This is a genomic window from Eubacterium pyruvativorans, assembly GCF_900102225.1.
GTDB lineage: Bacteria > Bacillota > Clostridia > Peptostreptococcales > Anaerovoracaceae > Aminicella > Aminicella pyruvativorans.
On the sequence record NZ_FNBF01000026.1, the window covers coordinates 1 to 19,082 of the forward strand.

Genomic DNA, 19,082 nt, shown 5'->3' on the forward strand with positions numbered 1-19,082 from the left:
ACACCGATTTGCTACTATAATCTTGCGCAAAGAAAACAACTAATAATTCCCTCTAAACATCACAACAACTAACACCACAGCGAAGGCGGACCCGGAAGGGCCCGCCTTCGTTGTATCTGCCGGTACAGGCGAGGGGAGCCGGCAGCGCAGGGGCCGGATTGTGCGGGGGACGAATTGCATGAGTAGCTGGATTGTGCGGGGGACGAATTGCATGAGCAGCTGGATTGTGCGGTCGGCTGGATTGTATACAAACCACGATTCAAATACTGATGTATGGGTGTGGATAGGCCGGGACGATCGAATTGTATACGAATTGCGATTGCATATTAGTGGAAGGTGCGGAATTGGCCAAATGGCCCGGAATCGCACCTGAATCTCGATGGCCAGGGTGCGAAAACCAAAAGAAATCACGTATTAAATATCACAAGCCAAAACGAAGGTGCGGAACGGGGCGAAATGCTGATTTCCGCACCTTCAGGGGCCGGAACAACATCCGGATTTTCGAATGAATATCCGGCCGCACCGCATATGTCGCCACAGCATTTCCATCGGGCGGGATATCCGTACAATCCGATGCATATCATTAGATATTCCCGTATTATCATGCATCCGCATGGACCTTACCGCTGATGATTCGATTCGTTCCCGGACCGGCCGGATGCGAAAACGGTTTTTTTCCTCTTTCCGCACCCACCCATTCCTGGTCCGCCGCCCCTGCCGGACCGGAACAAGAAAAAAGCAGGTGCGGAATTCGAAAAAAATCGAATTCCGCACCTGCAGCCAACGAAGATACTACTTCGCCGTTACACCGGCGATGTTCGTTCCGTCACTGACATCTTTTCCATTCGCATCACGAACCGTATTGGTTGCCGCATCGAAATGAACGGTCTTCCCGGTATGATCGATGAAGTCATTTCCTTCATTCGACCATGCGATCCAGCCGTCACTGTACAGAGAGGCCTTCAAACCGAGAACCCAGGCATCCCACGTTGTTTCCGCTGCTCTCCAGCCGGAACCGCAGAAGAATACCATCTGCTTGCTGCTGTCAACACCGGTGCTCTTCCAGTACTTCTCCAGCGCAGCACCTGTTCTCATAGACTTATCTGCATTTCTGTACTTCATCACACTGCTGGAATATCCCTGTCCGCATGGAGAGAATACTGTGCCGGCAATACGTCCTGCCAGATCATGGTAACCATATCCCGAACTCAGTCCATCCCATTCTTCTTTTGTACGAGTATCGACGACAGTGTACTTCGCAGTGTCCTTCAGCTCATTCTTCACTTCGGCAATTGTATCAATTACATCCGGATTGAGTGGCTTGTCCGTTCCGAGACTGACAGCTTTCGGAACATTGGATCCCTTCGCCATCTTGTATTTGCCGGCATTCCATCCCTGCATTCCGGAACTCATCACGTGAACATTCTTCACGCCCAGATACTTCAGGATGATTGCCATTCTGGTGGTAGCCATCGGCTCACCGCCGGTAACAACGACGCAACTGTCCAGTGTGATACCCTTATCTCCTGCGAGCTTAATCAGTGTCGCATCGTCCAGAAGTCTCCACTCCGAGCGATAGTCGACCTTGTCATCCTTGCGTTTGTTCTCCACATATGTTTTCGCGCCTTCAAATTCATCCGTGTTGACATGAACAGCTCCTGGAATATGCGCATCCAGGAAACCGGACTGTTCTTCCGTACCCCAGGCAACATCGAGGATAACGATGTTCTTGCTGCTGCCAACCAGGCTCTTTGCATCGCTGTTCAGTGCTGTATTGTTGACGAGGTTGTCAGAAAGATTCTTCACGACAGATGCCGGAACATAAAGGTCGTAATTCGGATAGCTTACCAGATCCTTGCTTTTATTGATCTCCTTCGTTGCATTGTAGACCTGAATGCCGGACGCACGGAAACCCTGTTCCTTGACCAGGAAAGATGCAACTGTCTTCGCATCCTTGCCATTTGTATCGTAAATCACATAGGACTTCGCCTTCGTCATGCCTGCATCATTCAGCTGCTGCTTATAGTAATCCTGATATGTGGACTTTTCAGCTGCGGCCAGTGATGCTTTCGCTGTTACAGTCTGTGCCGGGAAACTGACTGCATTCTTGAAATGTCCACCCTTCTTGGCACTGCCCAGTGCCCAGCCCTGATAGGCGTCCATGACTCTCGCATCCACGAGAACCTTGTTCTTGTCTTTACCGGCAGCATATGCCGCAAATGTTTTTGCCGATGCCGTCTTCACTGCATCCGCTTTCTTCGCCGTAATCGTGATCTTCTTCGTCTGCTTTCCGGCCTTCGCAACCACTGTTGCCTTTCCGGCCTTCTTCGCTGTAACGACCGTCACCTTACCGGACTTCTTCGAAAGCTTCACAACCTTCGCAGATGCCTTGGAAACGGACCACTTCACCTTCTGATTCGCCGTCAGCTTCTTCGTCTTTCCGACCGTAAGGACTGCCTTCGACGGCTTCACCGTCAGCTTCTTCGCTGCAAACGCACTTCCACCCGGTGCCAGGAATGTCACTGCCAGCAGCAGGGACAGAGCCAGAACCGTGAAGCGGCGCAGCTTCGGGCTTGCCTTTTCCATCATTTCCTCCTTCACATTTCACAAAAAACATTTCCACATCCGACCGCCCGGGACTGCCCCGGAAACGGATGCGCCTTCTGCGAGAACCCTCACTTTAGCCTACACATTATAGCAATCGGGGCAGCGATGTTCCAATTCAAAAAATCGCTGAATCCGGTCCGTCTATTAAAAAAACCTATTACAAGGATGTGGGTTGATTAAAAAAAACAATCCCGCCCCGGACGAACGCCGGAGAGGGATTTTTTTGTCCTAATACATGCGGAATTTCATGCGGTTCATCACAGAGCCTGCGCCCTTCGGGTACCGGTCCGTCACCCCCATGATCAACGGGAGGATGTGCTCTGTCCGGAGCAGGCCCAGACGCCGGAAGTTGCTGATGCAGGAGGCGCAGCAGGTGTACAGTGTCTCTCCCTCTTCATCGACCCGGCGGGCCATCTCCCGCACCAGGTCCGGCTCCAGCTGACCCGCACTGCCCCCCAGCCCGCAGCACTGCACGTTCCGGAATGCTTCATGGTCGATTTCGCCGTCCAGGAAATATGGAACATCCCGCTGGAACGCCAGGGAAGTCCGGTCCGGGCAGGGGTCGAACATCGGGAAGCGGGGACGGGTGATTTTCCGGCCGATTCCCAGTTCTTTCATTTTTGTGTAGATGCTCACTACTTTCATGTCCAGCTTGTCCCCCAGGAACCAGTAGCAGTTCGGGCAGCAGGTGATGATTTCCGTCACGCCGTTATCTTTCATTTTCTCGTTGATCCGGCGGAGAATCCGCTGCGCATCCTCCTCCAGTCCCAGTTCCTGCACCGGTTTTCCGCAGCAGTCGAAGACCGTGCCGATGCCGTGCTCCCCGAAGGCGGACACCAGGGCTTTCGTGGTTTCCGGGAAGAAGGAAGGGAAGTTGCAGCCCGGGAACAGCACCGCCTTCTGCTCCGCCCGGGCGTGACGGTAATTGGCGAACTTGTAATTCCGCTTTTCCGCCAGCATGATGTTATAATCCCTGGTCGGAATTCTGCCGCCCCCATCTGCCACCTGCTGCTTCCTTCCTTTCATGCCGATCGCCCGGCCGTCAATGTCCACCGGACACACCCGCCGGCACACGCCGCACAGGAAGCACCGGTACGCCAGGTCGGGCCGGTCCTCGAACCCCGAAAGATCCAGCCCGTATTTCTCCAGAAACAGGCAGTTTCTCGTGCACTGTCCGCAGTGAATACATTTCTCCGATATCCGTTTTTCCATGTTTCTCCTCCGATGCCTTCCTCCGATGTCCTTCTCCGATGTCCTTCTCCTATGCTTCCTTCGGGATATTTCCTGCGGGACATCCCTCCGTGCCCCGGTCTTCCTACTCTTCGATTTCCTCATACCGGCAGCCCCGGAACGACCGGTCGAACCGGCAGACGGACTGGTAATCACAATACTGGCAGGCGGTCCAGTCGCCTTCCTTCATCGGCCGGATGTCGATCCGTCCCCCCGCCAGATCGGCGCACAGGGACACCACCTTCTCGGCGGCGGCCTGCTCCAGCTCTTCGAATTCCGCCTCCGTCATCACATCTCCCCGGAGTCCGCCGTCCCGGCTTCGGGTCAGGTTCACCACATCTGATGTCTTCTGAAATTCTCCGGCGATCTCCTCCACCGTTTCCGGATCATCCACCATCCGGCCCTTCAGCCTGAACTGTTTCCGGATCTCTTTCTCCACTTCCGCCAGAAAGGGATCTGCAGGGACAGGATCCGCCGGCTCCTCCGGCAGCGGCACCCGGCCCGACGCCTTGTCCATCTTCGCCCGGGGCTCCTGAATGTGGAAATAGAAGACCCCCGCCGGCTTCCGCCGGCCGTCCTCCCGGGCGGCACTCATGTACAGCATCAGCTGAAGGCTTCTCCCGGCCCGGACCTCTGCATCCTTCAGTTCCCGGTCCCCGGACTTGTAGTCTATGATTTTCACCCGGCCGTTTTCCAGCAGGTCGATGCGATCGATCTGCCCTTCGATGTAAATCGTAATGCCGTTCACTTCCACCACAATAGGCGCCAGCTCCGCCGCCCGGCCGAAACGCACCTCATAGCCGGAATCACTGATTTTTCCCGCCCTGGCATGGCGCACCAGGGTCAGAACCGTCTCATAGCAGACATCCCGCATCCGCTCCGCCCGGTACTTCTCCCGGCCGCCGGACCGGAACAGCCCGTCCCGGTAGCTTTCGGATTCCCGGTCGATGGCATCGGTGACAATCTCCCGGCATTCTTCTTCTGTCACATTTTCCCACCGGTGTTCCCGGCTCAGTTTCCGGGTCACGTTCATGATGCAGTGATGATACACATCCCCGATCTCCCGTTTTGCCGCTTCGAAGGAACGCTCCTCCTCCAGCACCAGGCCGTACCGGACAAAATACGAAAACGGACACAGGGCAAACTTCTCCAGCCGGGAAGCGGACAGGGACCGCTCCTGCCGGCTCCGGTTAAACAGAAGATCCGTCAGTTCTCCGGAAAGCCGGGGCACCCGGTTCTCGAACCGCAGTCCTTCGTCCAGCATGCGCACCCGGTCCGGCTCATGCTCCCGGTACCAGTCCCGGACCGGTTTCCACATCGGGTCCATCTTCTCCCCCCGGCGCACGGCCCGGCTCATGCCTTCTGTCAGGTGCCGCAGGGTGCTGGCCCGGCCGCCGACCAGTTCCATCCCGTCTTCCCGGTTCAGAACGTCCCGCTCCGGCGAAAGATCCGGAAAAATCCCCAGAATATCCTCCACCAGACCGGACCGGCGCATCTCTTTTCCTTCCGTATCCGACTGGGACCAGCTGATCCACAGCTCCTCCGACGGCCGGGACAGATTCCGGTAAATGGCCAGCCGCTCCTCACTGACCCGGACCGAATCCGTCTTGCAGATCTCATGGCCCGCAGCCTGAAGTTCCTCCAGCTCGTCCATCCCCAGCAGCCCGTCATCCTGGGGTTTCTCCGGCAGCACCCCGTCATTGGCGCCGATCACCAGCAGCGCCTTCCGGTCCCCGGTCCTGGTCCGCTGCATCGTCCCCATCATGATATCGTCCACCGTGGAAGGCAGAACCCCCACTTCCGCATTCTGAAGCCCTGCGGTGAGCAGTTCCAGGAACTCCGCACCGTCAAACGCTGTGTCCCCGATGAGTTCCACCACCTGATCCAGCTGGCCGCCGATCATATTCCAGACCTGGGCCGCCTCATCCGCTTCTTCCGGGAAACCCTCCCGGTCCAGCGCCTCCGTCATCTCCGTGATCCGCTCCGGAATCTTCAGTTCTTCCGTCATATACCGCCACAGCGCCGTCACAAAACACCGGTAATCCTGATCCTTCCTCCGATATGCCTCCTCCAGGCCGCCGAAGCAGGCCGCAGCCTGTTCCCGGAACCCGTTCAGCCGGTCCATGCCCTCCGGCCCGTACTCACTCTCTCCCTTCGTAAACGGCTTTTTCCACATGCTGCCCCGGACGTGGTACTTCTGTACATACAGCTCCAGCTGCTCAATGTCCCCGGCTTCCAGGGGCGTGAGCCCGGTCTTCAGTGCGGCGAAGACGTCCTGGGATCTCCAGCGGTTTTCCAGAACCGACAAAAAACTCACCAGGAAGACGGCCGCATTACTGCTCAGCACGCTTCTCCTGGTATCCAGAAACAGATCAATCCCGTACTCTTCAAATACCCGCTTCACAATGGGCGCCGCCGTTTCCTGATCGTTGCAAATAATGGCGATATCCCGGTACCGGTACCCCCGGTCCCGGAGCAGATGCAGCACATATGCGGCGGCGGACTCCGCCTCCCCGTAGATATTGGCGGAGTCCACGGCCGTGCAGCCGCACGGCCGGCCGCGGCAGGGCCGCGGCGCCGCCGCAAACAGCTCCCGCTCGAGCACGGCGACGGCTTCCGGGCGCCGGGCGAGGAGGGAGGTTTCCGATGGAATGCGCTGCTTCACCCCCACCGGAACGCCGGCCTCCGCCGCCCGCTCTTCCAGATTCCTCATGACAGTGCGGGTGAGGGCGAACAGTTCCTCGTCCGGACACTGGAAATCGCAGGTCAGCACCACATTCACTTCGGCGGCCGCTCCCATGAGCCCCTGGAGCATGTCCATGGACTTCGGCGCAAAACTGTCGAACCCGTACACCCACACCGAACCGTTCCGGACCCGGCGGGAGGCACCGATCTTCGAGATATACAGATCGATGTAATCCTCTGAATCCACATATTTCCCTTCGATCCCGCTCTGGTAGGCGCCGTAGATCAGCCGCAGATCCTTCAGCTTCCGGACCAGCAGACTGTCCTTCCCGATGTTGTCGATGATCCCGTCAAGCCCTTCCGGCGTGACGCCGTACTGCTTCATCTGCGAAATGAAGTCATTCACCATTTCGATGAACCCGGGCTTCCCGGCGCTGCCCCGGAATACCAGCAGATCCTCCTCCCGGTCCCGGAGAATCTTCGTCAGCAGCATCTGTCTTCCGTATTTATCGACAAAAGTCACCCGGCTGCCGCCCAGCTCCTCCAGGATGACGGATCCCAGATGGGACATGCTGTATACATCCAGTCCGATCAGACTCTCCGTCTCCAGCCACCGGAATGCCTGCTGTTCCGCTTCCAGCGTATACTGATCCGGCACGATGACAATCACCGGATTCTCCGCACTGTATCCCCGGGCGGCGATGGTTCTGTAGACGAACTTTTCTTTCTCGATATTCTCTCTGGCATAATAGATATTCAGCATGCATTCTCCTCCCGGCTTCCGGATACGCCCGACTTCTGCTTCAATCCTGATAATTCTATCGTAACAGTTCTATCATAACAGATTCCCGGAGAAACGCACAGGTGAGGAGGCTCGGCCGCAAACTATTAACTGAATTTATCGTATAGATAGAAAACTCGTACTGTTCACAGCCCATTATCCCGCTAAAGTCTATTGAATGTGGCCATCGCACGATTTAAAATACAATATAAAGAGACAGTTGACACGAAACCGTAATTTCGTGCGAACGGTTTTCCGAATAGTTTATCAGAAACGGAGGAAAATATTATGGCAGCGAAGAAAGAAACAGGAAACGGAATCGTCAGACCGGCTACACCGGAAAAGGATCTGGGCATCAAGGCTCCTTACATGAACTGGTGGACAAAACAGGAACTGGACACCAATCCGGACAACATGGGCATGCCTCTGAAGGAGGACTAATCGCCGATTTATTTCCGAAACAGCCGGAGCTGCTGCCTCGAACGGAGAATAGCGTCGTTCGAGGCAGCGGCTCCGCTTTTTTTGCGGCTTATTTCTGAACGCCGGGCCGTATCACGACGCCCTCCAGATTGTATACAGTCCGGAGGGCGAGTGAGCCGCACATGATTCTGGACAACTTTGTCCGGCTCGAGTGAATTGTATACGATTCTGGCCATGTATATCTATGGAAGGTGCGGAATCTGATGTTTCGGGCTTTTTCGCACCTATTTTACGCCGGGCCGGGTGCGAAAAAAAATATAAATCCCGATTAATCTACAAGACCTCTTTTCGTGGATGCGGTTTGGACATTTTTTCCGTTTTCGCACCCGCCGCTGTGATTGTCTCATTTCTATATACTTGATTATCGAAGGACCTGCACCATCGAATCACCCTACAAGCAGGCTGTACCCCTCCAGATCAGTATGTTTATACATAAACATACATGTGTACTCATCCTCCCAGATACTCATCGATGATTTTACAACCACGGCCGTTTCAGGCAAGTGCGGAAACCGCCGTTATGAGGATTTTCGCACCCTTGAAATCTCGTCCGCCGGCACTGAGGGCCGGAACGGGGTAATTGCAGGTGCGAAAAGCAGCAAATGATGTATTTCCGCACCCTCCGCCGACCGTCTTCAGTTCCGGCGACCGCCCCCGCCCCAAAAAAATGAAAGGAACCGGCCGAAGCCGATTCCCTCCAGCATGTGGGTATATAACTATAATCTGCATGCAAATGTATGACAGCTCTGCTGTCATGGATCATTATAGGCAGATTCCCCCATGATATCCAATTCATTATTTCTATGCCCGGCAGCCAATCTATATCCAGGCGGCACGGGTGTTCCCGGCGAACCGGCTATTCCCGCTCATTTCCCAGCGTCCGGAGCTCAGCGCTGATGAACGGGTCCAGCCCGCCGTCCATGACGGCGTTGACGTTGCCCACCTCCACGCCGGTGCGGTGGTCTTTCACCATGGTGTAAGGCTGGAAGACGTAGGAGCGGATCTGGGAACCCCAGGTGATCTGGGAGAAATCGCCCTTCAGTTCTTTCAGCGTTTCCTTGTGCTGCTGCTCCTTCAGCTGCATCAGCTTGGAGTACAGAATTTTCATGGCCACTTCCTTGTTCTGGATCTGACTGCGCTCGTTCTGGCAGGTGACCACGATGTTGGTCGGAAGGTGGGTGATGCGGATGGCGGAGTCTGTCTTGTTGACATGCTGGCCGCCGGCGCCGCTGGCCCGGTAGGTGTCAATCCGGAGGTCCTCCGGATTGATTTCCACTTCCATGTTGTCTTCGATCCGCGGCATCACTTCCAGTGAAGCGAAGGAGGTCTGCCGCTTGCTTTTTACATTGAACGGCGAAATCCGCACCAGCCGGTGGACGCCCTGTTCATGCTTCAGGAAGCCGTAGGCGTTTTCGCCCTCCACGAAGAAGGTGGCGGACTTGATGCCGGCATCGGTGTCGTTCTGCAGGTCCACAACTTTCACGCCGTACCCCCGGGACGCCGCCCAGCGGGTATACATGCGCAGCATCATCTCCGCCCAGTCCATGGCATCTACTCCGCCGGTACCTGCGTGAATGGACAGGATGGCACTGTTGTGATCATATTCACCGGTCAGGAAGGTTTCCAGGAGGAATTCGTCCAGACGGGCGTTCAGGTCGTCGAAGGTCTGCAGGATCTCGTCCGCCTCTTCATCGTCCTCCATCTCTTCCGCCAGTTCGATCAGTCCCTCCAGATCTTCGAAGTCTCCCATGAGATCTTCGTAGGATTTCACCTTCGCATCCAGTTCGTTTTTCGTTTTCAGGAGTTTCTGAGCCGCCTCCGGGTCGTCCCAGAAGTCCTCCTTCAAGGTCATTTCCGTGAGTTCCTTCGACCGCTGTTTCATGCCAGCCAGGTCAAAGTGAATCACCTGCCTCTTTCAGTCTGCCGACGGACGCCGGCAGGTCGTGTTTGACCGGTTCCAGTTTCAGCACTGCTGTCTCACCCTTTCTGTTACTCATTTCCGTCCGAATTGTTTCCGCTTCTGACTTTTCCGGATTATTCCTGTTCCTGACGTTCCCGCTCCATGTCTTTTTTCATGCAGCAGTTCTTGTATTTCTTTCCGCTTCCGCACGGGCACGGGTCGTTTCTTCCCACCTTCGGCTGCTGCCGGCGGTAGGTTTCCTGCACATGTTCCCGTTCCGGCACCTGGGCATCCCGCTCCGGGGCTGCGCTTTCCAGGGCTGCCGCATCATCCACGTACTCATCCTTCCGGGCATCCGAAATGGCGTACTCTGTCCGTCTCTCGGTATCTGTCTCCAGCGTGACGCTGTAGCAGTAGGTGACCGTCTCTTCCCGGATTTCGTTGATCATGGCGTCGAACATATCAAAGCCTTCGTTGGCGTATGCCGCCACCGGGTCCTGCTGACCCAGAGAACGGAGACCGATACCTTCCCGCAGCTGATCCATGGCGTCGATCTGATCCATCCACAGATTGTCCACAACCCGGAGCAGGATCATCCGCTCCACTTCCCGCATGCGGTCCGGACGGATTTCTTCTTCCTTGCTGACGTAGATGTCGTCGAACTGGGCTTTGATCTCCTCCGCCAGGGATTCCGGTGTCATGACCGCCAGCTCATCCGTGGAAAATTCTTCCTTCCCCTGATACAGCGGCGTAAGCCGTTTCAGACTGCGGTTCATGGCCTTGAAATCCCACTCTTCCGGGAACTTGGATGCCAGGGTCGTGGTCTCCACGATGTGATCCACCAGGTCGTCCTTCATCCCCATGATGTATTCCCGCAGGTCTTCCCCGAAGAGAACCTTCCGGCGCTCGCCGTAGATGATCTCTCTCTGCTTGTTCATGACGTTGTCGTACTGGAGGACGTACTTACGGATACCGAAGTTCCGGCCCTCCACCTTCTTCTGGGCGCTTTCGATGGACTTGGACAGCACGCCTGCGGCGACCATGTCATCGTCCTCCAGCCCCATTTTCTTCACAACGCTCTGCATCCGGTCGCCGCCGAAAAGACGCATCAGGTCGTCTTCCAGGGAAATGAAGAACTGGGTGGTTCCCGGGTCTCCCTGACGGCCGGCACGGCCCCGCAGCTGGTTGTCGATACGTCTCGACTCATGGCGCTCGGTGCCGATGATGCACAGACCGCCCAGTTTCACAACCTCGTCGTGTTCCTTGTCGCAGCCGACCTTGAACTTCGCCTTGTATTCCCGGAACGCTTCTCTGGCCTTCAGCAGCTCCTGGTCATCGGATTTCTCGAAACCGGTGGCAAAGCTGATCTGCTCGTCCGTGAAACCGTTCTTCCGCATTTCCTTCCGGGCTTCGAACTCCGGATTGCCGCCCAGCACGATGTCGGTACCACGGCCCGCCATGTTGGTGGCGATGGTGACGGCACCCTTCCTTCCGGCCTGGGCGACGATCTCCGCTTCCCGTTCATGCTGCTTCGCATTCAGAACATCGTGCTTGATGCCCCGTTTCTTCAGCATGTCACTGATGAGCTCGGACTTTTCGATGGAGATGGTACCCACCAGCACCGGCTGACCGGTAGCGTGCACTTCCTCCACCCGGTCCGCAATCGCCTTGAATTTCCCGGTCTCCTTCGGATACACCGCATCGTCCATATCGATTCTGGCGATCGGCTTGTTCGTCGGGATGACGACAACGTCCATGTTGTAGATATCCCGGAACTCCTCTTCTTCCGTCTTCGCCGTACCGGTCATACCGGCCAGCTTATCATACATTCTGAAATAGTTCTGCAGCGTGATGGTGGCCAGGGTCTTGGATTCCGAACGAACCTTCAGGTGCTCCTTTGCCTCAATCGCCTGGTGCAGACCATTGCTGTAACGGCGGCCGTACATGAGACGTCCGGTGAATTCGTCAACGATGAGGATCTCGCCGTCCTTCACGATGTAATCCACGTCCCGTTCCATGAGGGTGTGGGCGCGCAGAGCCTCCTGAACGTTGTGGTTGATTTCCATGTTCTCCGGATCCGAGAAGTTGTCCAGACCGAAGTACTCCTCGGCCTTCTTCACACCCAGATCCGTCAGGGAAACCTGCTCGTCCTTCTCTTCCACTTCGTAGTCCGTGTCTTTCGACAAAGTCAGGATGAAGTCGTCCGCCCGACGGTAAAGGTCGGTGGACTTGGTTCCCTGGCCGGAGATGATCAGCGGGGTTCTGGCCTCATCGATCAGGATGGAGTCCACCTCGTCGATGATCGCATAGTGCAGTTCCCGCTGCATCAGTTCTTCCTGATAGGTAACCATGTTATCCCGCAGGTAGTCGAAACCGAATTCGTTGTTGGTTCCGTATGTGACGTCGCACAGATAAGCCTGCCGGCGCTGTTCTTCGGTGATGCCGTGGATGACGCAGCCCACCGTGAGTCCCAGGAAAGTGTACACCTTTCCCATCCACTCCGAGTCACGCTTCGCCAGGTAATCGTTGACGGTGATGACATGGACGCCTTTCCCTTCCAGTGCGTTCAGATAGGTCGGCAGGGTCGCCACCAGGGTCTTACCTTCACCGGTTTTCATTTCCGCAATCCGGCCCTGGTGCAGGACCACGCCGCCGATCAGCTGTACGTGGAACGGCTTCATGCCCAGGCTCCGGTATGCACCCTCCCGGGCTACCGCGAAGGCTTCCGGCAGAATATCGTCCAGCGTCTCTCCGTTCTCCAGTCTCTCCCGGAAATACGGTGTCTTCGCTTTCAGTTCCTCGTCGGAGAGGGCAGTCATCTCTTCATCATACGCCTCGATCTTCTCCACGATTTTCTCGATTTTTCGGACCTCTTTCTTATTCAGATCGCCGAAAATCTTCTCTAACAATCCCATTCTTTCTGACTCCCTTCTTCTATCTTCACCGGAATCCGGGGCTTCTTCCCCCGCCCGGCGTCATCAGTCTTCTTCCTCTTCCTTGTCTTCCACCCGGAGATTGACCTCCAGCGCTTTCCGGTCGTCCGCCTTCATGACTCTGCCCCGGAACAGCTTCCCCCGGGTTTCATAGGTGAAGGTGTCGCCCACCTTCGGCAGGTGATCCAGTTCCCGGACAACCCAGCCGTTGACCGTGACGGCGTCCACCTTCTCGTCTTCATCGAAGTAGTCGAACAGCTTGCTCAGGTTCGCCAGACCCAGCACCCGGTAGCTGCCGTCCTGGAGCGGCGTGATCTCCCGGGTTCCCACATTCTCGTGTTCGTCGTAGATCTCTCCCACCAGTTCTTCAATGATGTCCTCCATGGCCACCAGCCCGGTGGTACCGCCGTATTCGTCGATGACGATGGCGATCTGACACTTCCGGTGCTGCATCATCTGCAGCAGGGCGAATGCCTTCATGGAGCCTGCGCAGAAAACCACCGGCTTGATATATTCCGCCACGGTTCCCGCACTGTGATAAATATAATTATGGAAATCCTTCTGATTCAGAACGCCGAGAATCCGGTCCAGATCATCCTCGTAGACCGGCAGCCTGGAAAATCCTGTTTTCAGAAAGAGATCCGCAATTTCCTGTTTCGACATTTCAATGTCCACAGCTTCGATTTCCACCCGGGGGGTCAGCACATCCCAGGCTTCAATGCCGTCAAACTCGATGGCATTCTGGATCAGTTCGCTGTGATCGGAGGGAATACTTCCTTCCGTCTCTGCTTCCTCCACAATGGTGATCAGCTCATCTTCCGTGATGTTGTGTTCACTGCCCTTCGCCGCATGGAGCAGCAGTTTCTTCCAGGAAGAAAACACCCAGTTGACCGGCGTGAACAGGATCATCAGACCGTGAATCAGCGATGCGGTGCTCATGGCCACCGACTCCGGGTATTCCTTCGCCAGTGTCTTCGGCGTCACCTCGCCGAAGACCAGCACCACCAGGGTCATGACAACAGTGGAAAGTACGGTGCCGTAATGTCCGTACAACGCCACAAACACGCCGGTAGCCACCGCCGTATTCGCCGTATTCGCAATGTTATTTCCCACCAGGATCGTTGACAGCAGTTCGTCATACCGCTCGATCAGCGCCAGCGCAGTCTCCGCCCGCCGGTTGCCGTCATTCGCCATATTCTTCAGGCGGATGCGGTTCGCCGATGTGAATGCGGTCTCTGTTGCCGAAAAAAAAGCAGAGCAGATGACGAGTACGATGATCACGATGATATCGATGCCCATTTCCCTGAAATCAACCTCCCCGGAACCGGTCCCGGTACATACGATTCTCTCCGGGCCTTGAAAAAACTGCCATCGAAAATACTACCATACACCGGGTGAAAAAAAAAGAAAATCAGCCATTCTTTACAAACTCTACAACTTATTCGTCGATATCTTACGTCCCGTTAACAGGAACAGACCCGCCGTTTTTCTCCAGAGTCCGTCACCTTGCGCCGCCGGTCCGGGTGACATATACTGTAGGTATGAAAGGGCGATTCGCCCGCAGGAGGAATGATGTCTACGAAAACCGAACTTTTGAAGCTGCTCACCGACCATACCGGTGAATTCGTATCCGGCCAGCAGGCCGGAGAATATCTGGGAGTCAGCCGCAATGCGGTCTGGAAAGCGGTGTCGAAACTGAAAGAAGAAGGGTACCTCATCGAAAGCCGGCCGAATGCGGGCTACCGGCTGACGGAATCCGATATTCTGCGTCTGGAGAGTGTTCTGGCCCGGGTTCACCGGGACTGCGCAGTGGAAGTGTACGACACGGTGGGATCCACCAATGATGTGGTGAAGGAACGGCCGCTCAGCCGGAAACCCCTGGTTGTGATCGCCAACCGGCAGACCGGGGGCAGGGGACGCTACGGCCGCCGGTTCGAATCCCCCGCCGGAACGGGTCTGTACATCACCTTCGGCCTGACGCCGGATTTCGCCATCGACCGGGCGCTCTATGTCACCATGGCCTCCGCCGTAGCCACCGCCCGGGCCATTCAGACGGTGTGCGGCGTGGAAACCGGCATCAAGTGGGTGAACGATCTCTACTATCATGACCGGAAGGTCTGCGGCATCCTCACAGAAGGCCAGACGAATTTCGAGACCGGCCGGATCGACCGGCTGATCTGCGGCATCGGTGTGAACTGTTTTCCGGGCAGTTTCCCGGAGGAGCTGCGGCACAAGGCCGGGTCCCTCTCTGCGGAGAAGGGATCCTTCTCCCGCAACGCCCTGGCTGCGGAAATGATCAATGAATTTCTGGATATTCTGGATCATCTGCATTCCCGGGAATTCTTCCAAGAGTACCGCCGCCGCTGCTTCATGCTGGACCGGGACATCCGGGTCCACCCGACTTACGGCGACCGGGGCATTCTGGCCCATGCCATTGACATCGCAGAGGACGGCGGTCTGATCGTCCGATACCTGGAGGGACCGGAGAAAGGGGAGATCCGCACGATTCACACCGGAGAAGTCTCGGTTTCGGTGGTTTAGCCCTCTGACCCGGCGCCCGCCGGCATTCCTGCTCCTGCAGTGCTCCTGCAGCGCCCCGGCGGTCCGCAGCGCCCCCCTCAGGTTATTCCCCCTTCTTCCCTGACGCCGCTTCGGGGTCTTCGATCGGATCGAACGCCCGGGGCTCTCCCTTTGTCAGCGACACCACATAACCCAGACCAGGGGCAGGAATATAATCCCACATCGTGCCTTCCAGATGGCCGAACATGGTCAGCAGCATCTGGGAAATCACGCCGCCGTGACAGACCATCAGCGTGACGGGCATACCGCTCTCCCGCCGCTCTCCATAGGCCCGGTGCGCCTCCAGCAGAATTTCCACGCCCTGCCGGATCCGCCCCCGGAATTCTCTGCGGGATTCGCCTCCGGGCAGCGCCACCTCTCCTGTCTCGTCGTAGGCCCACCGGTTGAAAATTTCCAGCTCCCGGCCCCCGGCCTTCGACAGTTCGTCATAATTTCTGGCCTCGAATCTGCCGAACCGGTACTCTCTGAGTTCCGGAATCCTCCCGTGGGGACGGGGTCCGTAGGTCAGTTCCAGGGTTTCCTCCGTACGGATCAGGCCAGAGGTGAACACCTGGGCGTCCTCCGGCACCGGCGGATAGACCCCCGCCTCCCGGCGATCCCTCAGCTGCTGCCGGCCCTCCTTCGTCAGCGGAATGTCGATTCCGCCATAAAACCAGCGTCTCTGATTCCCCTCCGTCAGACCGTGACGGAGTAATATGATTCTCGACTCCATTCCCTATTTTTCCTCATCTTTCCCCAGGGTCTCCGCCAGACCGCAGAACACATGAACCGTCTCGGACGCCCGGGAGGACAAAAAGCAGCTGACCCGGCCGTTCGCCTCCCGCCACCGGCGGGCCAGCGGATCCATCGGAACCACCCCCCGGGAGATGTCATCCATAATGACAATCCGGTTCTCCAGTTTCTTTTCCAGCTTCCGGACGTAATCCGGCGCATCCATACCGTTTTTGACGCAGTACAGCACCAGCCGCTCGAAGTGGCAGATGATCTTCTTCTCCGTCAGATCCGGCGGGACCTCTTCTCCGTCGCAGCACACTGCGTCCGACGGCTCCAGACGGAACCGTTTCAGCGCATATTCCAGTTTTCCCTGGTAAGCACCCCCGAAAATGAATATCATGGCGTTTCTCCCTTCCTTTCGGAAACCGCCGGCTACAGCTGCAGAATCCCCAGTGTCAGCACCGCCGCCGCTTCACTCACGCAGATCACATATCCCGCAATATCGCCGTTCATGCCTCCAAGGCGCCGGACCCCGTGGGCGCAGGCCAGGGAAGCCGACCCGATCTCCACTGCCGGCGGAATCAGCGCAGTGAACACCGCCGGGCCGGCCGGACCGGCCAGCAGCAGACTGCCCACCGTCCAGGCTGCCATCTGAAGCAGAATGGCGACGACGTATTTCCGGCGTCCCGGTTCTCCGGCTGTTGCCGCATACTGACTCTGTTCCATGGGCCGGAGTCCGGAAACGAACATACCCGCCATGGAACGGCTCACCACCGGAATCAGGAACACCCCGGTCAGAAGGCTGCCCGCACCCTCCCGGATGACGAAACCCACGAAGACGGCCAGAATCAGGAACACCACATTGATCACGGCGAAGGCGCCCACCCGGGAGTCCTTCAGAATCCGCTGCCGCTCCTCCTTCCCCCGGCGGGACATCACCGCATCGCTGACGTCCATGAAGCCGTCCAGGTGCATGTATCCCGGTATCCGGAACAGGGCATAGGTCAGAAGCAGGCCCGTCAGCAGAGCCGGCAGCAGCAGGGCATGGGCGGCCAGAAGCAGCAGCACCAGAGTGCCGCCGATCAGCGCCCCGATCTCCGGGAGAAACGCCAGCATCAGACGGTTCAGCCGGCTGTCCCACAATTTACAGGGGCAGGGGATGACCAGGAAGTTCCCCCAGGCCATGAAAAATGCCGTTATATATCGCATTGAAATTCTCCCTTCCAGACTTTCACTCTGCCTGCAGTCACCTCCAGCACTGTCTCACATTCCGCCGCCAGGCGGCAGTCTGCCTTCCCCAGTGCGCTGCGGTAGACCTCTGTCAGATCGGGAAGAGGAAGGTCCCGGAAGGTGGCCCCGGCTGTGCCTGCTGCTCCGGCTGTGCCTGCTGCCTCCGGCTCCGGAACGGACCGCCCGGCTTCCGGCAGCCGGGCGTCCTCATAGATCTGGTCCGAAACGAAGACCGTATTCCCGGTCCGGGCAGCGAAGGCGGCCAGCTCTTCCGGCACCCGTTCCGCCGCCCCGGGATCGAACCCTGAACCCGCCGCCGGGAACATCTCGTTCGCCATCAGGGAGGTGGTACTGTCCACCAGGAAGATCCCGCCGGGATCCGTCTTCGGCAGATCCAGAACCCGGAGGATCCGGGTCCCTGCCTCCAGCGTCTGAAATCCGGCGCCCGCCCGGTTCATCCGGTGCACCCGGATCCTTTCCCGGTCCTCTTCATCCGCCGGCATCATGGTCGCCACGTAATAGAGCGGCTTATGCAGCCGCTCCATCATCCGACGCACTATGCGTTCGGCAATATCCGATTTTCCATTCTTCGCACCACCGCTGATGAGAATGTTCATTCGCACCTCTTACAGTCTGGCACCGATCTCGTTGCAGCGGAATCCCGCTTCGTTCAGCGCCTTGATGATCTCTCTCTTGTGATCCACATCGAAGGACTCGAAGGTCACAACCACTTCCACCGCCAGCGCTCTGTTCGGAGATACCCACCGGTTGTGGTCGATCCGGAGAATATTGGCCTTGTGCTCCGCCGCAATCGCCGTCATCGAAGCGATCTGACCCGGCTTGTCCGGCACACGGATCGATACGGTGAATACACGGCCTCTCTGAATCAGACCGTTCTGGATCATGGAACCCATGGTCGTCACGTCCATATTGCCGCCGCTCAGGATGCAGACCGCCTTCTTTCCCTTCAGATCCAGCTGCTTCAGCGATGCCACCGTCAGAAGGCCGGAGTTTTCCACCACCAGCTTGTGGTTCTCCACCATGTCGATGAAGGAACCGACCAGGTCCTCATCATCCACACAGATCACTTTGTCGATATTGTCTCTGGCGTACGGGAAGACGTTCTCGCCCACCTTCTTCACGGCAGTACCGTCCGCAATGGTATTCGCAGTGGCCAGCTCCACCGGATGGCCGGCTTCCAGCGCCGCCGTCATGCTCGCCGCCTTCCGCGGCTCCACGCCGATCACTTCAATGTCATGCTTCAGCAGATGTGCACAGACGGAGACCCCTGTGGACAGACCACCGCCCCCGATCGGCGCCAGAATCACATCCGTATCCGGCTGTTCGTTCAGAATCTCCACTGCGATAGATCCCTGTCCGGTGGCAACATCGTAGTCATCGAACGGATGCACCATGGTCAGGCCCTCTTCCTCTGCCAGTTTCACGGCATGGGCATAGGCATCGTCATAAACATCCCCGTGGAGGACCACTTCCGCCCCCAGGGCTCTCGTTCTCTTGATCTTGATCAGCGGCGTACCCACCGGCATCACGATGACCGCTCTGCATCCGAACTTCTTCGCAGCATAGGCCACGCCCTGGGCGTGGTTTCCGGCGGAAGCGGTCACCAGACCCTTCGCCCGGTCTTCCTCGGACATCTTGCTGATCTTATAATAAGACCCCCGGACCTTATATGCACCGGTGCGCTGCAGGTTCTCCGGTTTCAGATAGATCTCTCCGCCGGTGAGCTTGCTGAAAAACTCACTGTAAATCAGGTCCGTCGGGATTGTAACGTCCTTCACGACTCTGGCAGCATCCAAAAAATTCTCTTTCGTAAACACGGCTCCCTCCTGTTCCAGCCTGAACGGCCTGTTCTTTCCAAAGAAAATTGCATCCTATAACGCACCCATTATATATAAAATAGGAACAAAATGGAACTGTTTCC

Annotated in this window: 13 protein-coding genes; 2 read left to right on the plus strand and 11 right to left on the minus strand. The window is 57.1% G+C overall.

Annotation, left to right across the window (positions count from 1 at the left end):
* Window positions 1–792: 792 nt before the first annotated feature.
* The 3 genes from BLQ24_RS08240 to BLQ24_RS08250 all read right to left on the minus strand — a co-directional run bounded on the left by BLQ24_RS08240 (window position 793) and on the right by BLQ24_RS08250 (window position 7,285).
* Complete coding sequence (locus BLQ24_RS08240; RefSeq protein ID WP_176755897.1) at window positions 793–2,586, minus strand: rhodanese-like domain-containing protein; 1,794 nt, start codon at window positions 2,584–2,586, stop codon at window positions 793–795.
* A 249-nt stretch (window positions 2,587–2,835) separates the two neighbouring features.
* The gene (locus tag BLQ24_RS08245) at window positions 2,836–3,819 is read right to left on the minus strand and encodes a (Fe-S)-binding protein (protein ID WP_176755898.1); all 984 of its coding nucleotides are present in this window, start codon (window positions 3,817–3,819) and stop codon (window positions 2,836–2,838) included.
* Between the two features lie 103 nt (window positions 3,820–3,922).
* The gene (locus tag BLQ24_RS08250) at window positions 3,923–7,285 is read right to left on the minus strand and encodes a PD-(D/E)XK nuclease family protein (RefSeq protein WP_090164486.1); all 3,363 of its coding nucleotides are present in this window, start codon (window positions 7,283–7,285) and stop codon (window positions 3,923–3,925) included.
* Window positions 7,286–7,591: 306 nt separating this feature from the next.
* On the opposite strand from BLQ24_RS08250, the gene BLQ24_RS10135 reads away from it, so the two are divergent.
* The gene (locus BLQ24_RS10135) at window positions 7,592–7,744 is read left to right on the plus strand and encodes a hypothetical protein (protein ID WP_163439413.1); all 153 of its coding nucleotides are present in this window, start codon (window positions 7,592–7,594) and stop codon (window positions 7,742–7,744) included.
* An 895-nt stretch (window positions 7,745–8,639) separates the two neighbouring features.
* On the opposite strand, the gene prfB is transcribed toward BLQ24_RS10135, so the two are convergent.
* The 3 genes from prfB to BLQ24_RS08265 all read right to left on the minus strand — a co-directional run bounded on the left by prfB (window position 8,640) and on the right by BLQ24_RS08265 (window position 13,915).
* A protein-coding gene (prfB, locus tag BLQ24_RS08255) for a peptide chain release factor 2 (protein ID WP_419185496.1) occupies window positions 8,640–9,753 on the minus strand; the annotation gives its coding sequence in 2 pieces (ribosomal slippage) (window positions 8,640–9,686 and window positions 9,688–9,753; 1,113 coding nt in all).
* 64 nt (window positions 9,754–9,817) lie between these two features.
* Window positions 9,818–12,598 (minus strand): preprotein translocase subunit SecA, encoded by a 2,781-nt coding sequence (gene secA, locus BLQ24_RS08260; protein ID WP_090164488.1) that lies wholly within the window; start codon window positions 12,596–12,598, stop codon window positions 9,818–9,820.
* Window positions 12,599–12,661: 63 nt separating this feature from the next.
* A complete protein-coding gene (locus BLQ24_RS08265) occupies window positions 12,662–13,915 on the minus strand; it encodes an HlyC/CorC family transporter (protein WP_090164489.1) in 1,254 nt (417 codons plus the stop codon).
* Between the two features lie 273 nt (window positions 13,916–14,188).
* Between BLQ24_RS08265 and BLQ24_RS08270 the strand changes: the two genes are divergently transcribed.
* Window positions 14,189–15,157, plus strand: coding sequence for a biotin--[acetyl-CoA-carboxylase] ligase (locus BLQ24_RS08270; RefSeq protein WP_176755899.1), 969 nt, complete (start codon window positions 14,189–14,191; stop codon window positions 15,155–15,157).
* A gap of 82 nt (window positions 15,158–15,239) precedes the next feature.
* Here BLQ24_RS08270 and BLQ24_RS08275 read toward each other — a convergent pair whose 3' ends face one another.
* Genes BLQ24_RS08275 through ilvA form a run of 5 tightly spaced genes read right to left on the minus strand, consistent with a single transcriptional unit; the run spans window position 15,240 to window position 18,978 of the window.
* Entirely contained in the window at window positions 15,240–15,908 is a 669-nt protein-coding gene (locus BLQ24_RS08275; RefSeq protein ID WP_090164491.1) for a histidine phosphatase family protein, read from the minus strand.
* Between the two features lie 3 nt (window positions 15,909–15,911).
* Window positions 15,912–16,310, minus strand: coding sequence for a bifunctional adenosylcobinamide kinase/adenosylcobinamide-phosphate guanylyltransferase (locus tag BLQ24_RS08280; RefSeq protein WP_090164492.1), 399 nt, complete (start codon window positions 16,308–16,310; stop codon window positions 15,912–15,914).
* A 32-nt stretch (window positions 16,311–16,342) separates the two neighbouring features.
* Entirely contained in the window at window positions 16,343–17,119 is a 777-nt protein-coding gene (locus tag BLQ24_RS08285; protein WP_090164493.1) for an adenosylcobinamide-GDP ribazoletransferase, read from the minus strand.
* A complete protein-coding gene (locus tag BLQ24_RS08290; RefSeq protein ID WP_090164494.1) occupies window positions 17,107–17,757 on the minus strand; it encodes a bifunctional adenosylcobinamide kinase/adenosylcobinamide-phosphate guanylyltransferase in 651 nt (216 codons plus the stop codon). Before BLQ24_RS08290 ends, BLQ24_RS08285 begins: the two co-directional genes overlap by 13 nt.
* Window positions 17,758–17,766: 9 nt before the next feature.
* Window positions 17,767–18,978 (minus strand): threonine ammonia-lyase, encoded by a 1,212-nt coding sequence (gene ilvA / locus BLQ24_RS08295; protein ID WP_090164495.1) that lies wholly within the window; start codon window positions 18,976–18,978, stop codon window positions 17,767–17,769.
* Window positions 18,979–19,082: the final 104 nt, after the last annotated feature.